Source organism: Nannocystis sp., assembly GCF_016714285.1.
Lineage (GTDB): Bacteria > Myxococcota_A > Polyangia > Nannocystales > Nannocystaceae > Nannocystis.
This window is the reverse complement of sequence record NZ_JADJNN010000015.1, coordinates 111,003-126,587: the sequence shown is the minus strand read 5'-3', so window position 1 is coordinate 126,587 and position 15,585 is coordinate 111,003. Positions and strand designations below refer to the sequence as shown.

At 72.0% G+C, this 15,585-nt stretch carries 12 protein-coding genes; 8 read left to right on the top strand and 4 right to left on the bottom strand.

The features are described 5' to 3' along the window. The first annotated feature begins 2 nt into the window (after positions 1–2). Both IPJ59_RS24595 and IPJ59_RS24590 read left to right on the top strand, forming a co-directional pair. Positions 3–1,814, top strand: coding sequence for a RelA/SpoT family protein (locus tag IPJ59_RS24595; protein WP_293273535.1), 1,812 nt, complete (start codon positions 3–5; stop codon positions 1,812–1,814). Continuing rightward, complete coding sequence (locus IPJ59_RS24590; protein WP_293273534.1) at positions 1,763–2,170, top strand: ACT domain-containing protein; 408 nt, start codon at positions 1,763–1,765, stop codon at positions 2,168–2,170. The genes IPJ59_RS24595 and IPJ59_RS24590 overlap by 52 nt, the downstream gene beginning before the upstream one ends. Positions 2,171–2,188: 18 nt before the next feature. Here IPJ59_RS24590 and IPJ59_RS24585 read toward each other — a convergent pair whose 3' ends face one another. Together IPJ59_RS24585 and IPJ59_RS24580 are read right to left on the bottom strand one after the other, a co-directional pair. Further along, positions 2,189–2,521, bottom strand: a complete 333-nt coding sequence (locus tag IPJ59_RS24585) for a hypothetical protein (protein ID WP_293273533.1) — start codon at positions 2,519–2,521, stop codon at positions 2,189–2,191. Positions 2,522–2,600: 79 nt separating this feature from the next. Further along, a complete protein-coding gene (locus IPJ59_RS24580) occupies positions 2,601–3,896 on the bottom strand; it encodes a pectin acetylesterase-family hydrolase (protein WP_293261032.1) in 1,296 nt (431 codons plus the stop codon). Positions 3,897–4,051: 155 nt separating this feature from the next. Between IPJ59_RS24580 and IPJ59_RS24575 the strand changes: the two genes are divergently transcribed. Both IPJ59_RS24575 and IPJ59_RS24570 read left to right on the top strand, forming a co-directional pair. Beyond that, positions 4,052–5,521 (top strand): S1 family peptidase, encoded by a 1,470-nt coding sequence (locus IPJ59_RS24575; RefSeq protein WP_293273532.1) that lies wholly within the window; start codon positions 4,052–4,054, stop codon positions 5,519–5,521. A gap of 51 nt (positions 5,522–5,572) precedes the next feature. Beyond that, positions 5,573–5,962, top strand: coding sequence for a hypothetical protein (locus IPJ59_RS24570; protein ID WP_293273531.1), 390 nt, complete (start codon positions 5,573–5,575; stop codon positions 5,960–5,962). A gap of 44 nt (positions 5,963–6,006) precedes the next feature. On the opposite strand, the gene IPJ59_RS24565 is transcribed toward IPJ59_RS24570, so the two are convergent. After that, complete coding sequence (locus tag IPJ59_RS24565; protein ID WP_293273530.1) at positions 6,007–6,738, bottom strand: hypothetical protein; 732 nt, start codon at positions 6,736–6,738, stop codon at positions 6,007–6,009. Continuing rightward, positions 6,738–7,286 (bottom strand): hypothetical protein, encoded by a 549-nt coding sequence (locus IPJ59_RS24560; protein WP_293273529.1) that lies wholly within the window; start codon positions 7,284–7,286, stop codon positions 6,738–6,740. The genes IPJ59_RS24565 and IPJ59_RS24560 overlap by 1 nt, the downstream gene beginning before the upstream one ends. A gap of 186 nt (positions 7,287–7,472) precedes the next feature. On the opposite strand from IPJ59_RS24560, the gene IPJ59_RS24555 reads away from it, so the two are divergent. From IPJ59_RS24555 to IPJ59_RS24540, 4 genes are all read left to right on the top strand, one after another. Beyond that, positions 7,473–7,907 (top strand): VOC family protein, encoded by a 435-nt coding sequence (locus IPJ59_RS24555; protein ID WP_293273528.1) that lies wholly within the window; start codon positions 7,473–7,475, stop codon positions 7,905–7,907. A gap of 79 nt (positions 7,908–7,986) precedes the next feature. Then, positions 7,987–9,783 carry an ATP-binding protein gene (locus tag IPJ59_RS24550; protein WP_293273527.1) on the top strand — a complete coding sequence of 599 codons (1,797 nt, stop codon included), beginning with the start codon at positions 7,987–7,989 and terminating at the stop codon, positions 9,781–9,783. Next, the gene (locus tag IPJ59_RS24545; protein ID WP_293261012.1) at positions 9,780–13,070 is read left to right on the top strand and encodes a hypothetical protein; all 3,291 of its coding nucleotides are present in this window, start codon (positions 9,780–9,782) and stop codon (positions 13,068–13,070) included. Before IPJ59_RS24550 ends, IPJ59_RS24545 begins: the two co-directional genes overlap by 4 nt. Positions 13,071–13,119: 49 nt before the next feature. After that, positions 13,120–15,561, top strand: coding sequence for a proprotein convertase P-domain-containing protein (locus IPJ59_RS24540; protein ID WP_293273526.1), 2,442 nt, complete (start codon positions 13,120–13,122; stop codon positions 15,559–15,561). The last annotated feature ends 24 nt before the right edge of the window (positions 15,562–15,585 follow it).

Sequence of the window (15,585 nt, the reverse complement as noted above, 5' to 3'; positions counted from 1 at the left end):
CCATGGTCAAGCCCGCCGAAGCGACCCTCGACAGCGTCTGCGACAAGCTGAGCCGCAGCTACCCGGGCGAGGCCCCGCTGCTCCAGCGCGCCCACGCGGCGGTGGCCCGCGTCGACGCCGACGCCGCGACGCGCGGCATCGAGGCCTGCGACCTGCTCGCCGACCTGCGCCTCGACCCGCCCGCGCTGGCGGCCGCGATGGTCGCCGAGCTGGCGATCGACGGCCGCCTCGCGCTGCCCGACATCCGCGAGCAGCTCGGCGAGGACACCCAGGGCCTGGTCGACGGCGTGCTGCGGGTCGCGACCTTCCGCTGGGACCGCCTCGACGCCGACGTCGCCGAGAGCCTGCGCAAGATGTTCATCGCCGTCGCCGCCGACGTGCGCGTCGTGATCGTCGCCCTGGCGCTGCGCCTGCGCGACATGCGAGGCCTGCGGAGCCGCCCCGACGAGCAGCGTCGACACGTCGCCCGTGAGACCCTCGAGATCTACGCGCCGCTGGCCAACCGCCTCGGCATCTTCCAGCTCAAGTGGGAGCTCGAGGACCTCGCGCTGCGCGAGCTGGAGCCCGAGATCTACCGCCAGATCGGCGCCGCCCTGGCCGCCCGCCGCGACGAGCGGACCGGCTACATCCACGAGGCGATCGCGGTGCTCGAGCAGAAGCTCGCCGAGGTCGAGATCAGCGGCAAGATCAGCGGCCGACCCAAGCACATCTACAGCATCTACAAGAAGATGCTGCGCAAGCGCGTCGGCTTCGACGAGATCTACGACGTCAGCGCCGTGCGCGTGCTGGTCGACACGATCCCCAATTGCTACGCCGTCCTCGGCATCGTCCACAGCCTGTGGACCCCGATCTCCGGCGAGTTCGACGATTATATCGCCAAGCCCAAGCCCAACGGCTATCAATCGCTGCACACCGCGATCGTAGGCCCCGGCGGCCGCCCGCTCGAGGTCCAGATCCGCACCCAGGAGATGCACACATTCGGCGAGTACGGCGTCGCCGCCCACTGGGCCTACAAAGAGAGCCGCAAGGCCGGGCGCCAGGCCGACGCCAAGTTCAACTGGCTGCGGCAATTGATGGACTGGCAGAAGGAGGTCGTCGACCCGCGCGACATCGTGGCCTCGCTCAAGACCGACATCTTTCAGGATCAAGTCTATGTATTCACCCCGGGCGGCGACGTGTTCGACCTGCCGCTCGGCGCGACCCCGGTCGACTTCGCCTATCGCGTGCACACCAACGTCGGCCACCGCTGCCGCGGCGCCCTGGTCAACGGCCAGATCGTGCCGCTCGACCACAAGCTGGCGACCGGCGACCGCGTCGAGATCCTCACCCACAAGAAGGAGCAGCCGAGCCGCGACTGGCTGAGCCCCCAGCTCGGCTATGTCGTCACCTCGGGCGCGCGCCAGAAGATCCGCCAGTGGTTCCGCCTGCAGGGCCGCGACGCCGCGATCCAGCAGGGCCGCGAGTCGCTCGAGCGCGAGCTGCGGCGCCTCGGCATCGACCGCCCGCGCTTCGAGGACTACGTCGCCCTCGTCCCCAAGATCAGCAGCGTCGATGACCTGCTCGCCGCGATCGGCTTCGGCGACATCGCCACCGCCTCGGTCGCCACCAAGGTCCTCGACGCCGAGCGGGCCGCCGCCGCCGCCGAGGCCGAGGCCGAGGCCGCCCGCCTCGCCGCCGCCGCCCCGCCGCCCGAGCCCAAGCAGGCCGCCCCTCGCGCCCCGCCGCGGCCGCCGGCGGCGTCAGCATCGACGGCGTCGAAGGCGTGCTCAGCCACCCCGCCCGCTGCTGCACGCCAGTCCCCGGCGACGACGTGATCGGCTACATCACCCGCGGCCGCGGCATCGCCATCCACCGCCGCGACTGCCCCAACATCGTCAGCAGCCCCGAGCCCGAGCGCCTGATCGACATCAGCTGGGGCCAGAACCGCAGCCGCTACCCGGCCACCATCGCCATCCAGGCCAGCGACCGCGTCGGCCTGCTGCGCGACATCAGCGAGGTGTTCGCCGACCTCGGCGTCAGCATGACCCAGACGACCGTCACCACCAACCGCAAGGACCAGACCGCGCTCATCACCGCGGTGCTCGAGGTCTCGAGCAACGAGCAGCTGGTCCGCATCCTCGGCCGCATCGAGCGCGTCCCGAGCGTGCACAAGGCGAGGCGCCAGCGCTAACCACCCGAGGTGGTGCCCTCAGGGGATCCGCCGCAGGCGAAAGTCGCCGTCGGGCCCCGCGAGGTCGGTGAAGATGCCGGCGATGCGCGAGCTGCCCTCGACCTTGCCGATGTACAGCGCCTGGTAGCCGGTCTTGTCGTTGACCTGATGCAGCGAGAACAGGGTGCCCTGGCTGGTCGTGCTCAGGTGCCCGTTGAAGCGGCTGATGTCGTCCGCCGGGAACACCAGGCGGCCGACCAGATTCACCTCGTCGAGCATGATGACGATCAGCTCGTGGGGCACGCTCGTCGGCACGAGCTGCCCGTTCAAGGTCCGGTCAAAGCTGAACTCCCAGCGCCCGCTCAGGTCCATGCGCTCTCCTCCGAGGGAGAGCACCACACCCGCCCAGGTCCGTCAATCGGCAAGGCGCGGGCGCGTTCGCGTTCGCCCCTCAGACGTCCTCGTCAGGCTGGACGCTCTCCATGTAGCGCCCGACCGGCACGTTGTCGTCGAAGAGCTCATCGATGTAGTCGCCGAGGTCCATCCCGAGCTCCTCGATGTCGGTCTCGTCGTAGTTGACGATCGAGACGCAGTGGCTGGTGTTGAGCTTGCGCCAATAGGGCAGGTAGTAGCCGAGGTTGTCGCGGGTCTTGTAGAGATTGACGAGCTGCTTGGTGTCCGACGCCCAGTAGCTCATGATGTCGTCCTTGGCGTTGGCGTCGGGGTAGAAGTTCTCGTACGAGTAGCGCGAGTAGTTGTAGTCGCGCTGGAAGAACACCGTGCTCAGGCGATCGTCGGGGAAGATGTCGGCGAGGTGGCGGTTGAGCACGCCGAAGTCGTCGGCGATCGGATACTCGGGCGGCAGCTCGGCGAAGATCGAGTCGACGTTCCACGACGAGCGGATCTTGGTGTGCAGCGGCATCGAGTAGCCGTCGCTGGGGAAGATCGGCCCTGAATCGTCCATCATGTAGCCGCGCTGCGCGTCGATCGTGTTGCGGAAGAAGTAGTAGTTGATCAGCGAGCCCGCCCCGCCCGCGCTGCAGCCGGTGACGAACAGGCGGTCGGTCGCCGGGAACTGCTTGGCCAGGTAGTCGGCCACCGCCACCGAGTTGGTGTGACCGGCGTGGTGGAACTCGAGGTCCGGCTCCTGGCCCTTCGGATCCTTGTACTTGATCACGTTGTTGCCAGTGTGCACGTCGCCCGTGCAGTAGGGCATATAGACCAGGTTCCAGTCGGCCGTCGGCGCACCCAGGTCGCGCCGGATCAGCGGCGAGATGTTGGCCGCGGTGCCGGCCGCGTTCATGTGGTTGTCCATGATCCCGTCGGGGTTGGCCGCGCCGAGGTCGGTCTTGCCCGAACACCCGTCGAAGTCCCAGCAGGCGCCGCCGGGCTCGAGCATGATCATCAGGTCCTTCGCGCCCTCCTTGTAATTGATGAAGAACTTGTACTGGCTGTTGTTGCCGCACACCGTGCCCGGCAGCTCGACCTTCAGCCACTTCTCATAGGCCGCAGGCTTTTCGGGCCCGTCCTCGCCGCCGCTGCTGCTGCCGCCGCTGCTCGTGCCCGGGTCGTCGCTGGTGCTCCCGGGCGGCTCGCCCGTCGTCACCGCCTCGTCGCCGGTGCTCTCGCCGCCGCTCGTGCTCTCGCCGCCGCTGGTGTCGCTATCGTCAGCCTTGTCGCCGCCGCCACAGGCCGCGCTCAGCAGCACCACCATCCACGCACGCGAGATGCACTGTTCGATCGTCATGGTCCCCAGGTCTCCTGAACGCCACGCTAGCAAAACTCACGCAACCGCGATACCTCGCGGCGCCGATGCGCCTCACGGTGAGTGCCGCGCGATGTGAGACGACGCTCGACGCGTGGAAGCTTGTATTCCTAAACCGGCCAGGCGACCGTCCTGCCATGACGCCTCTCCGTCTCACCCTCTCGGTTGCAGTCGCAGGTCTGGTCGCAACACCCGCGCGTGCAGGAGATCCGCAGGGCCTCCGCGCCACCCCCACCGACCCGCAGACGATCTACGGCGGCACCGAGGTGGCCCTGTGCGGATGGCCGACCACGGTGTCGATGGAGGGCAGCTGTACCGGCACGCTGGTGCACCCGCAGGTGGTGATCTACGCCCAGCACTGCGGCACTGGCTTCTCCCAGATCGGGTTCGGTGAGAACGTCGACCAGCCCAAGCGCACGGTGTTCACCGAGTTCTGCAAGACCTACCCCAACGGCGGGCCAGGCACGGGCAGCGACTTCGCGTTCTGCAAGCTCAGCGAGCCGGTCCAGGACGTCCCGATCGTGCCAGTGCTGATGGGCTGCGAGACCGACCTGCTCCAGCCTGGCCAGACGGTGACGATCGTCGGCTTCGGCGAGGCCGACAACGGCCCCTACGGGCTCAAGCGCGAGGTCACCACCACGATCACCGGGTTCGATGGCCAGGAGATCCTGATCGGCGGCGGCGGCAAGGACAGCTGCTACGGCGACTCCGGCGGCCCAGTGTTCCTGCAGGTCGCCGACGGCACCTGGCGCGTGTTCGGCATCACCTCCTACGGCCAGAACTGCGGCGAGGGCGGCGTGTACTCGATGATGCATAACGGCATGCAGTGGTTCGAGCAGGAGACCGGCCTCGACCTCACCCCCTGCCACGACGCCGACGGCACCTGGGCCCCCAGCTTCGACTGCCAGGAGTTCCCGAGCACCCCCGCGGCCGGCGGCAGGACCTGGCCCGACGGCTGCTCCGGCGGGCCCGTGGGGGCCTACAGCGCGACCTGCGGGGCGGCCTTCGATCCGACCCCGGACACCACGCCGCCGACGGTGACGATCGTCGCGCCGATGGCGGGCGAGGAGTTCATGGGCATGGGCAACGTGCAGGTGACCGTCACCATCGACGCCCAGGACGACGGCTGGGGCATGGAATCGGTGCAGCTGCTGGTCAACGACAAGCCCGTCCCCGGCGGCCTCGCCAAGTTCAAGCCCTACGAGTTCAAGCCCTCCTTCCCCACCGGCGGCTACTGCATCGGCGCCACCGGCCTCGACCGCGCCGGCAACATCGGCGAGGCCACGCCCGTGTGCATCGGCGTCAACAAGCCCGCCCCCACACCCGACCCGCCCGAGCCCGAGAGCACCGGCGACGCCAGCGGCGGTGAGACCGACCCGACCGGCGACACCCCGACCACCGATGGCGGCGGTTCGAACACGAACGCCAGCGCGTCGGACACGGATGCCAGCGCGTCGAACACGGATGCCGGCGGCAGCGACACCGGGCTCGGCCAGAAGGACAGCGACGAGGGCTGCGGCTGTCGCAGCGGACATGTCCCGGGGGACAGCCTGCTCGCGCTCGCCGGGCTGGCCCTGCTGGCCCGTCCGCGCCGCCGCCGGGCCTGAGGCCAGCATCACAGCATCTGCGCGATCCCTCTCTGAAGCCTCCCATATCTCATGACCCACAGCCCGCGAAAGTCCGTCCTCCTCATCGGCCTCGACCCGAAGGTCGTCGATTACACGCAGTTCCCTGGCCTCGACGAGCACAAGCTCGCGGCCGGTCTGCAGGCCGCGCTCGACCAGCTGAGCGAGGCTGGCTTCGACGCCGAGTGGTGCCTCACCGACCACGTGTGGGCGTCCGCGGAGCCGCAGATCCGCGAGCGCTTCGCCGCCAAGCGCTTCGCGGCGGTCCTGATCGGCGCGGGCGTCCGCGTGGTCCCGGCGCACTTCCTGCTCTTCGAGCAGATCGTCAACCTGATCCACAGCGCTGCGCCAGACGCGAAGCTCTGCTTCAACAGCTCCCCGCACACCACCGCCGAGGCGGTCCTGCGCTGGATCGTGCCGTGATCAGATATGTGCGGACCACCAGACGACGGGCCTGACGACGTGCACTAGGCGTCGTCGGCGACCCGCGCGAAGGTCCACGTCTTCTTCTCACCATCGTCGCCCGCGCCGATCTGGCGCACGCAGTGCAGCTGCTCGGCCTTGAGCTCGCAGTCGAGGATCATCAGCGCGGTGGCCCGGGTCTCGCGCGGGGGGTCGACCAGCTGGCGCTCGAACTCATCGAAGACCAGCTCGTCGTCGTCGAGCGCTCCCGTGCTGGTCGCGTAGCCAGTATCGGTGCCGGTGCCGGTTCCGGTGCCAGTGTCCGTGCCAGTGTCCGTGCCAGTGCCAGTGCCGGTGCCGGTGCCGGTGTCGTAGCCGGTGTCGTAGCCGGTGTCGTAGCCGGTGTCGTAGCCGGTGTCGTAGCCCGTGGTGTACTCATCGCCGCCGATGTGCACGAGGTCGCCGCGGATCGACAGGCGGTACTTGGGCGCGTCGTTGGCGTCGATCTCGAGCTCGCTGTAATACTCGAAGCCGTAGCTGGCGTGGCCGTCCCCGTACTCTTGAAAGTAGGACAGGGTGCCGCTGTGGGCCGCCGTGACCTGCAGGTCCCAGCCGCGCCGGAGCTCCACGGCCGGGCCCCCGCTCGGGCCGGTGTCGACCATCGGGTACTTCTCGCCGTCGATCTCGATCGCCTCCCACTCGCCGACCAGCGGGTCGACCTCACCGTCGCGCTCGGTGCACTCGCTGCAGCTGAGGCCCAGCAGGGCGATCACGGGGATCCGGTTGCGCGGGTCCATCAGCCCTCCTCCGACTTGCGAACGAAGTGCCACTCCGCCGGCGGCGAGCCCGGTTCACCAACCCCAGTCAGCGTGCAGTCGAGGCGGTCGCCCGCGAGCTCGCAGTCGAAGTAGGGCGAGGTCTCCGCGGCCAGCGGGATACTCCGCGCCCGCAAGCTGCCCAGCGGACCCATCGCGTCCGCGGGCACCGGGCCCTCGTAGGGCACGCCAGGCGGCTCGGACTGAACGTCCGGGACGTAGTCGATGCTGATGTGGTAACGCGGCGCGTCGTCATCATCGACGGTCACCCCGAAGCGCTGCTCCTGACGCACGCCGACCCCGTCCATGCTGTACGCGGCGTAGTAGCCGAAGTCGCCGGACAGGTCGTCCTCGACCCGCAGCTCGGCCCCGAAGCGCGACGAGTAGCCGTCCATCATCTCGACCATCGGGAACTTCTCCATGTCGACCTGGACCGCCGTCCAGGTGCCGACGATGGTGTCATCCTTGCCGCACTCGGTGAGGCTCAGCCCGATCAGGGCGAGCACGGGGATCTTGATGCGTGGGTCCATCGACGAGGCGGCCAGCATACGAGATGAGGCCGTCGCGACGCCAGAGAATGCGGTGATTGAACGCTGTTAGGTGAGGCGCGAGGCCCCGCTCCGCGCGAGCCCGCTCGCGGCGTATGCTCGCCGCATCGCGCCCCATCGCGCCGCATCGCGCCGCATCGCGCCCCGCTCACCCACCACACCGCGCCCATGCCCAAGCTTCACCCGCACCTCGTCATCGCCGACTGTCCCCGCGCCATCGACTTCTACAAGGCCGCCTTCGACGCGCGCGAGCTGTCGCGCTACGCGGACGCCAAGCTCGGCGGCCAGATTGTGTGCGCCGAGCTGGCGATCGGCGACCAACAATTCTCGATCTCCGAGGAGCACCGCGAGTGGCACAACGACGCCCCGACCTCGCTCGGCGGCTCGCCGGTGATCCTCACCCTCGAGGTCGCGGATGTCGACGCCGTCGGCGCCAGCCTCGAGCGGGCCGGCGCGACCGTGGTCTACCCGATCGCCGACCAGTTCTACGGCGACCGATCGGGCCGCTTCCGCGACCCCTTCGGCCACATCTGGCGCGTCACCCAGAAGATCAAGGAGATGTCCCAGGCCGAGATCCAGGCCGGCGTCGATGCCTACGAGTGATAGGCGGGTCCGCGCCCGCGCCGGGCCCCGCAGGTCGGGCCTGGTGCGTTCGCGCGGGCCCGCCTAACATGGCCGGCCGATGCCCGTGGAGCCCGAGTTCGAGGTCGACTTCACCGTCCAGGCGGTCGAGAACCTCGTCACCCAGTTCAGCTCGGCCCTCGATTTCTACCGCGAGCTCGTCCAGAACAGCATCGACGCCGGCTCGGCCGCGATCGAGGTGTGGCTCGAGTTCCTGGCCACCGACCAGGGTGGCGACGCGGGTGGCGACGGTGCCGGCGACGAGGGCACGATCGCGATTCACGTCGACGACGCCGGCGAGGGCATGAACGAGGCGATCATCGACGACCAGCTGACCCGCCTGTTCTCCTCGAGCAAGGACGGCGACCTCACCAAGATCGGCAAGTTCGGCATCGGCTTCGTCTCGATCTTCGCCCCCGACCCGCGCGCCGTGCTGCTGCACACCGGCCGCGGCGGCGAGGCCTGGGAGGTGCTGTTCCACCCCGACCGCAGCTTCACCAAGACCCGCCTCGAAACCCCGGTCGAGGGCACCCAGATCACCCTCTACATCGCCGGTGACCGGGCCCGCTACCGCGAGCTCGTGCAGGGCAGCCGCGACACCTTGCGCCGCTGGTGCGTCCACTCCGAGGCCGAGATCAGCTTCGAGGACCGCAGCTTCGGCGCCGGACCCGAGCCCGTCAACCAGCCCTTCGAGGTCGTCGGCGAGTGCCTCACCCGCAGCGCCGCCGAGGGCACCGAGGTCGTGCTCGCGTTCCACCGCCAGCCCGAGTACGGCTTCTACAACAAGGGCCTCGCGCTCTCCGTCTCGAGCGACGGCCCCGCGCTGCTCGGCGAGCACGCGAGCCGCCTCGCCCACGTCGCCTTCAAGGTCAAGTCGCGCTACCTCGAGCACACCCTCAGCCGCGACACGGTGGTCCGCGAGGGCAACTTCTTCAAGGCGATCGAGCTGGTGCTCGCGGCCGCCGACGGCCCGCTGCAGGCCGCCCTGGTCGCCGAGCTCGAGGCCCTCGGCGCCCGCCCGGCGTGGACCATCGCCGACCTGCGCCGCTACGCCGAGCTGCTCGGCTACCTCGCCAGCGAGCCCGAGGCGGCGCTCGCCCGCCACGACGATCGCCCGCTCCTGCGCACCGTCGACGGCCGCGCGATCAGCCTCGCACGCCTGTGGGACGCCGCCAGCGAGGACCGCCGCGTGTTCTGCAGCGACGCCGCCGGCCCGCTCGAGGATCAGCTGCTCGCCGCCGGCACCCCGGTGTTGCTGCGCGCCGGCCTCGGGGGCGAGTCGGATGCGCTGTCGAGCCACGGCGCGCCGGCCCGCCTCGCCGCCCGCTATGCGAGTCACCGCCACCGTCGCAGCCTGCGCGGCCGCCTCGCCGCGCTCGGCTTGCCGCTGGCTGAGCCCGAGCTCCACGTCACCGCGCCGGAGGCCGTGTTCCTGCGCGTCGTGGCGGTGACGCCGAGCCCCGAGGAGCAGCGCCTCGTCACCGCCGCGTCCGAGCTGCTCGCGGCGATCGACGCCGGGTACCGCCGCCTGGTCCTGTGCGCGCTCGACGACGGCGGCCCGCTGTTCGTGCTCGGCCGCGCGATCGCCCCGATGATGCAGCGACCACCCGACGGCCGCCTGTTCCTCGCCAAGCGCCCGCGTCGGCCCGAGGCCGCGGTCCACCGCGCGCACCCGCTGTTCCAGCGCTGGCTCGCCCTGCAGCGCCGGGCCCCCGAGCTCGCGGCCTACTGCCTGGCCAAGGACCTGCTGCTCGTCGAGGACCGCCTGCTCGGACGCGATATGGCGCTGATGGCCGCGGCCCGCCCGAGCGAGGCCGCGGCGTCCGTCCGTGGTGGCCGCAGCGGAGGCCGGCGATGAGCTCGATCGACGCCGTCATCGCCGAGGCTCGCCGCGCCGGTGGCTTCAGCGAGCGCAAGCGCTTCACCCTCGCGCGCACGCAGGCGATCCAGAAGCTGCGCCAGTTCGCCCTCGCCGACCCCGCCGGCTACATCCTCGAGCTGGTCCAGTCGGCGATCGCCAACGGCGCCTCGTGGATCGAGGTCGAACGCGACGACGACACCGTCACCCTCGCGTACGTCGGCGGCGGCATCCCCGAGGCCGCGCTCGGCCGCCTGTTCGACTTCCTGTTCGCCTCCAAGGACCGCGCCGACCTCGGCTACCTGCGCGAGCTGGCGATCGGCGTCAACGCCCTGATGGTCTACAGCCCGCGCAAGATCATCATCGAGTCGGGCGACGGCACGCTCGCGGGCACCACCCGCATGGAGCTGTTCGCCGGCGAGGACCGCCTCGACGTCGGTCGCCCCGACCACGCCCTCGCCGGCACCTTCATCCGCGCCGAGGGCCTCCGCGGCGGCGGCGAGCTCCGCCCCAACCGCGAGCTCGGGATGATCGAGTCCCGCTGTCTCGCCGCGCCGGTGCCGATCCTCTACAACGGCGTCGCCGTGTTCGGACACTCGACCCGGCGGGTCCCCGGCATCATCGGCTTTCGTCGCCACATGAGCTTCGACGAGGGCGACCTCTACGGCACCATCGGTCTGCGCAGCGAGATCGGCGGCAAGGCGGAGTTCGCCCTGCTCACCCGCGGCGTGCTCATCGAGTCCGTCCAGCACGAGCTCATCGCCGGCGCGCCGCTCGGCGGCGTGGTCTGCTTCGACGGCCTGCGCAAGTCCGCCGACCACGCCCGCGTCGTCCGCGACGACCGCTTCGAGGAGATGTGGCTGCGCCTGCGGCCCTACGCGCGCGCGCTGCTCGGGGTCAAGGGCGCCAGCGAGGCCGTGGTCGCGCGGGTCTACGGCGGCGAGGACTTCGCATCGGTGGCCGAGCTGCGCGCCTGGCTGCGTGCGGCGCTCCGCGTCGTGCTCGTGCCCTTTGAGCTCGCGGCGGGCGGCCGCGAGGCGGCCACCGCCGAGGCGATCGCGGCGGCGCTCGGCGCTCATCTGTTGCACGCGCGCGCCGACCAGGTCGCGGCCCTCCGCATCCTCGCCGGCACCGGTGTCGAGATCCACACCCCGAGCGTGGAGGTCGGCAGCCCCGACCTCGAGTTCTACACCCAGCCCCCCGCGCAGCCGCCGGCCCGCCCGTGGCTGGTCCAGCCGATCGAGCTGCCGCCGATCACCCTCGACCAGCTGCGCCCCGGGCCGATCGTCCTCCAGCTCGGCGAGGCCGCCGAGCTGCGCCTGCGCATCTACACGCCGACCGCCGCCGAGCACAGCGACGGCGCCCTCGTCGTCCTGCACAGCGCCGGCCGCGAGCTCGCCCGCGTCACCAGGCCCGCGCTCCACAACGGCCATGTGCTCGTCGTGACCCTGCCGATCGTCGCGCCCTCGCAGCTGCTCCCCGGCGCCGTCGCGGCGCTCGCCGACGCCTGCCTGCGCCACGCCGCCGCCGGGCTCGCCGAGGCCGCCGACCGCGTCCTCGCCGGCCTCGTCGACCCCGACGCCGAGCTCGGTCCGCTCGCGCGCCACCGGGTCCTCGCCGCCCTCGCGCGCAGCTGCGTGCTCCGCCTGCGTCGCGGCCCGGACGGCGCCGCCTCGCTCGCCTTCTCGCTGGCCGTACCCGGTCCCCCCGGCGTCGACCTGCTCGGCCTGCGCCTGTTCTCCGACGTCGCGGGGGTCCGCCTGTCCGCGCGCGAGCTCGCCGCGCGGATGACCCGCGCCGGCGGCCGCGTGCGCGCCGTGGCCCCGGGCGCCGCCGCGGACGCGTCCGACGATCCGCCGCTGCTGCTGGGCCCCGCCGACGAGGCGCCGCTGCGGGCCTGGCTCGGCGACGCGATCGACCTGTCTGACGGGACATGTGCGAAGGGACATGGCCCTGCGGCCATGGACAGATCGGGCCGGGCCCACGCCGCGGACGCGCTCGCGGCGGCGCTGCGCGCCGGTCAACGCCTCATCGTCCACCCCGCGCGGACCCTGCCGCAGCAGCTCGAGCAAGATCCCGGCGAGCCGCCCGAGGAGCTGTGGATCGCCCCCTGGGCCTACCTGCAGCTCGCCGGCTGCGGCGAGCTGCTCCCGGCCTGCGACTTCCACCTCGGCGACCCCGAGGCGCGCGAGCACGGCGACGAGCGAGCCTTCGTCGCCTCGGCGCCCGTCACCTGCGACGAGGTCGAGGGCACGATCGGCGTGCCATCGGCGGAGCCGGCCCTGCCCGGCGTCGTCGTCGTCGACCCGCAGCTGCGCCCGCTCTACCGCTTCGACGAGCTGGCCGCCGACTTCGGCGTGGTCGGCCTGCTGCGCCTGCGCGCGCCCTGGTCCGAGGCCGCCTTCGTAGCGATCACCGCCGCCGTCCAGCACGCCACCGCCGCGATCTACGACGATCTGCTGGCCCGCCTCCCCGGCATGGACCCGCACGGCCATGCCTTCGCCCGCGCCGCCGCCACCCTGCTCGCCCACGCCGGCCGGCGCGTCACCGTGATCGCCGACCCACACGGCCAGCTGCGGGTGCCGCCGGTCGGCGCCGTCGCCGAGCGCGTGCTCGCGTTGCCGCTGTTCCCCGGCCGCCGCGGCCTCCCGCTCGCCGCCTCGCACCTCGTGCGCCGCTTCCTCGCCAGCGGCGGCGACCCGCAGGCGGCGCTCGCCGAGCTCGACCTCGCCGGCCTGCCCGCGGTGTTGCGCGCGTGGCTCGAGCACACCCTCGACCCGGCCCGGATCGCCCGCGAGCCCGCGCCCGGCCGCGCCAGCGACGACGACCCCGGCGTGCTCGAGCTCGACAGCCGCGGCAGCACCCGCGAGATCGTCGACCCCGACCCCCGCGCCGCGATCGACGAGGTCACCCTCGCCACCACGCTCGAGTACTGGCTGCACCAGCTGCGCCCCGACCTGCCCGCGCAGCGCCCGTGGGACCGCCGCGGCCGCGTGTGGATCGAGCTCGAGGGCGACGCTGGCAGCGACGAGTTCGCCGCCGTCACCCACGACCACCACCACCGGTGGAGCGTCGCCCTGCGCCGCGACCACTGGCTGCTGCGCTGGGCCGCCGCGACCGGCCGCCGCGACCGCGAGGCGATCGCCTGGCTGCTGCTCGCCTGCTTCGCCCAGCTCAACGAGGTCTTCGACGACGTGACCAACCACCACGAGGGGCAGATCCAGCGCGCCGTCGCCGACGCGCTCGAGCACGGCCGCCTGGCGCTCGTCGTCCCGCGCATCGACTGAGCCCGCCCGGGGCCGGGAACTTCTCGCGGCCGCGGCTGTCCTGGCCGCCATGCAGCGCCAGATCGTCCGCCTCGCTCTCGGCGCCCTCGCCCTCGGCCTCCTCGCGCCCGCCCCGGAGGCCCGCGCCGATCGCCTCAGCGTCGCCCGCGATCAGCCGCTCGTCGAGGTCTCCCACGCCGTCGACCTGGAGATCGTCGACGGCGTGGCCCGCTACCGCGTGCGCCGCAGCTTCGCCAACAGCGGCACCCAGTCCGAGGAGGCCTCGCTGCGCATCGAGCTGGCCCACGGCGCCGCGGTCACCGGCCTGCGCATCCGCGCCCGCGAGCGCTGGTTCGACGGCGAGCTCATGGACGCCGAGCTCGCCCGCGAACGCTACCGCGAGCTCACCGGCATCGGCGCCTGGGAGCCGAAGGACCCCGCGCTGCTGCAGTGGGTCTGGGCCGACCAGGTCTTCCTGCAGGTCTTCCCGGTCCTGCCCGGCGGCGTCAACACCGTCGAATACACATTGACCGCCCCGCTCGAGTATCGCAACGGCCGTTATGTGGTGACTTACCCGCACGCCGACCCGCAGCGCAATGTCGACAAGCTCACCCTCGTCGACCCGGTGCTGCGCGTGCACCCGAACACCCGCGGCGCCGAGATCCGCGTCGCCGGCAAGCGCGTCGCCGTCGACGAGCCGGTGATCCTCGTGGCCCCGCCGCCGCAGCCGTGGATCGGCGAGGGCGGGCCCGACGAGCGCGCCAGCTACGTGTTCAGCAAGCTGGAGGTGGAGCGCGACGAGCCTGTCCAAAAGGCCAGCTTACGCCTCGAGATCGACCACACCTTCTCCGGCGATCTGACGGTCGCGCTGGTCACCCCGAAGGGCGAGCACATCGCCGTCACCGCCGGCACGGGCGGCGAGAACGACATCCGCGGCAGCTTCCCGGTCGAGCTGCCCGCGGGCACCCGGACCCGCGGCGCCTGGCACCTCGTGGTCGCCGACCAGGCCGGCCTCGACGTCGGCAGCCTCGACGCCTGGGCGATCGACTTCAGCCCGGATCGCAAGGGCGCCGCCACGATCACCGCGAGCGCCGCTGACCTCCCGCGCTTCATCCCCGACGCCCCCGACGCCGGCGGCTCGACCGGCCACGTCGTCATCGAGGTCGGCCCGCCGAAGATCCGCAGCCTCGCCGCGCGCCTCGGCCGCGTCGTCGCCTCCGCCGACAAGGGCTTCTCCCGCCTCGAGATCGACGCCGCACCGCGCATGGGCGAGCTCCCGCGCCGCGCCGCCGTGGTCTTCGTGCTCGACACCTCGCGCTCACAGGACGAGGACGACCTCGCCGCCCAGCTGCGCATCGTCGACGCCTACCTGCGCCACCTCCCGGACGCCCGCGTCGAGCTCATCGCCAGCGACCGCCACGCCCGCCGCGTGTTCGGCGAGTTCGTCCCGGTCGCGCAGCTGCCCGCGGCCCTCGCCCGCGCCCGCACGGCCGGCGCCCTCGCGCTGCACAACGGCAGCGCGCTCGAGGAGGGCCTCGGCCTGGCCGCGGAGCTGCTCGCTGGCCAGGCCGGCCCTGGTCGGGTGGTCGCGCTGACCGACGCCCGCCTGCGCACTCGCTTCCGCAACGCGATGGCCGAGCGGGCCCTGGCCAGCGCGCCGCCCACCGCGATCACCCACCTCGTGATCCCCGAGGAGGACAGCGTCGCCTCGCTGCGCCGCGACGACGCCCACGTGCTCGCGCCGATCGCCGGGCAGCAGCGCGGCGTGCTGTTCATCGCCTCGGCGCCGGCGGAGGACAAGCGCAGCCCCGACGAGATGCTCGGCCTGGTCCGCCCGATCGCCGTCGACAACTTCGCCGTCGCCGGCATCGACCTCGGCGACGCCGCCGAGCTGCCGGCCGTGCTGCGCGAGGGCAGCAGCTACCGCGCCATGTTCGCGACCCCCGACCCGACCCGCCGCGTCGTCCTCACCGGCAAGGTGTGGGCCGCCCCGGTGCGCCGCGTCATCACCACGAACGAGGCCTTCGACATCGCCACCGCCGGCTTCGTGTTCTCCGAGGACGAGCACGGCGAGCTCAGCCCCGACGAGATGCGCACGGTCGCCTACCGCGGCCGCGCCGTCTCGCCGGTGACCTCGTACCTCGCCGTCGAACCCGGCGTGCGCCCGTCCTTCGACGGCCTCGAGGGCGACGAGATCGGCGAGTCGATCGGGCTCGGCGGATTCGGCATGTCCGGCGGCGGCGCGGGTGGTGGCGGCTATTCGGCGCCCTTGCCGAGGATCAAGGATCTGCTCGCGGACGCCGTGACGCGCTGCCAGCAGGCCCACCCCGCCGCCAAGGCCTGGCACGTCGATCTCCTGCTCGAGACCACCAGCCGCGAGATCGTCGACGTCCAGGTCCCGCGCAGCAGCCACGCCGGTCTGCGCGACTGCCTCGTCGAGGCCGCGTGGGCGCTCGAGCTGCCCGCCAGCCACTGGCCCGAGCGCGACACGCACGACCTCTCGCTGCCCTGAGCGCGGGTTCGCGCCGGTCCGCGA

Bases quoted from the DNA above. Each gene is read 5' to 3' on its own strand.
- IPJ59_RS24580 (WP_293261032.1), bottom strand. From the start codon at position 3,896: ATGACGATCGAACAGTGCATCTCGCGTGCGTGGATGGTGGTGCTGCTG.
- IPJ59_RS24570 (WP_293273531.1), top strand. From the start codon at position 5,573: ATGACCCACAGCCCGCGAAAGTCCGTCCTCCTCATCGGCCTCGACCCG.
- IPJ59_RS24540 (WP_293273526.1), top strand. From the start codon at position 13,120: ATGCAGCGCCAGATCGTCCGCCTCGCTCTCGGCGCCCTCGCCCTCGGC.
- IPJ59_RS24595 (WP_293273535.1), top strand. From the start codon at position 3: ATGGTCAAGCCCGCCGAAGCGACCCTCGACAGCGTCTGCGACAAGCTG.
- IPJ59_RS24575 (WP_293273532.1), top strand. From the start codon at position 4,052: ATGACGCCTCTCCGTCTCACCCTCTCGGTTGCAGTCGCAGGTCTGGTC.
- IPJ59_RS24550 (WP_293273527.1), top strand. From the start codon at position 7,987: ATGCCCGTGGAGCCCGAGTTCGAGGTCGACTTCACCGTCCAGGCGGTC.
- IPJ59_RS24545 (WP_293261012.1), top strand. From the start codon at position 9,780: ATGAGCTCGATCGACGCCGTCATCGCCGAGGCTCGCCGCGCCGGTGGC.
- IPJ59_RS24585 (WP_293273533.1), bottom strand. From the start codon at position 2,521: ATGGACCTGAGCGGGCGCTGGGAGTTCAGCTTTGACCGGACCTTGAAC.
- IPJ59_RS24555 (WP_293273528.1), top strand. From the start codon at position 7,473: ATGCCCAAGCTTCACCCGCACCTCGTCATCGCCGACTGTCCCCGCGCC.
- IPJ59_RS24560 (WP_293273529.1), bottom strand. From the start codon at position 7,286: ATGGACCCACGCATCAAGATCCCCGTGCTCGCCCTGATCGGGCTGAGC.
- IPJ59_RS24565 (WP_293273530.1), bottom strand. From the start codon at position 6,738: ATGGACCCGCGCAACCGGATCCCCGTGATCGCCCTGCTGGGCCTCAGC.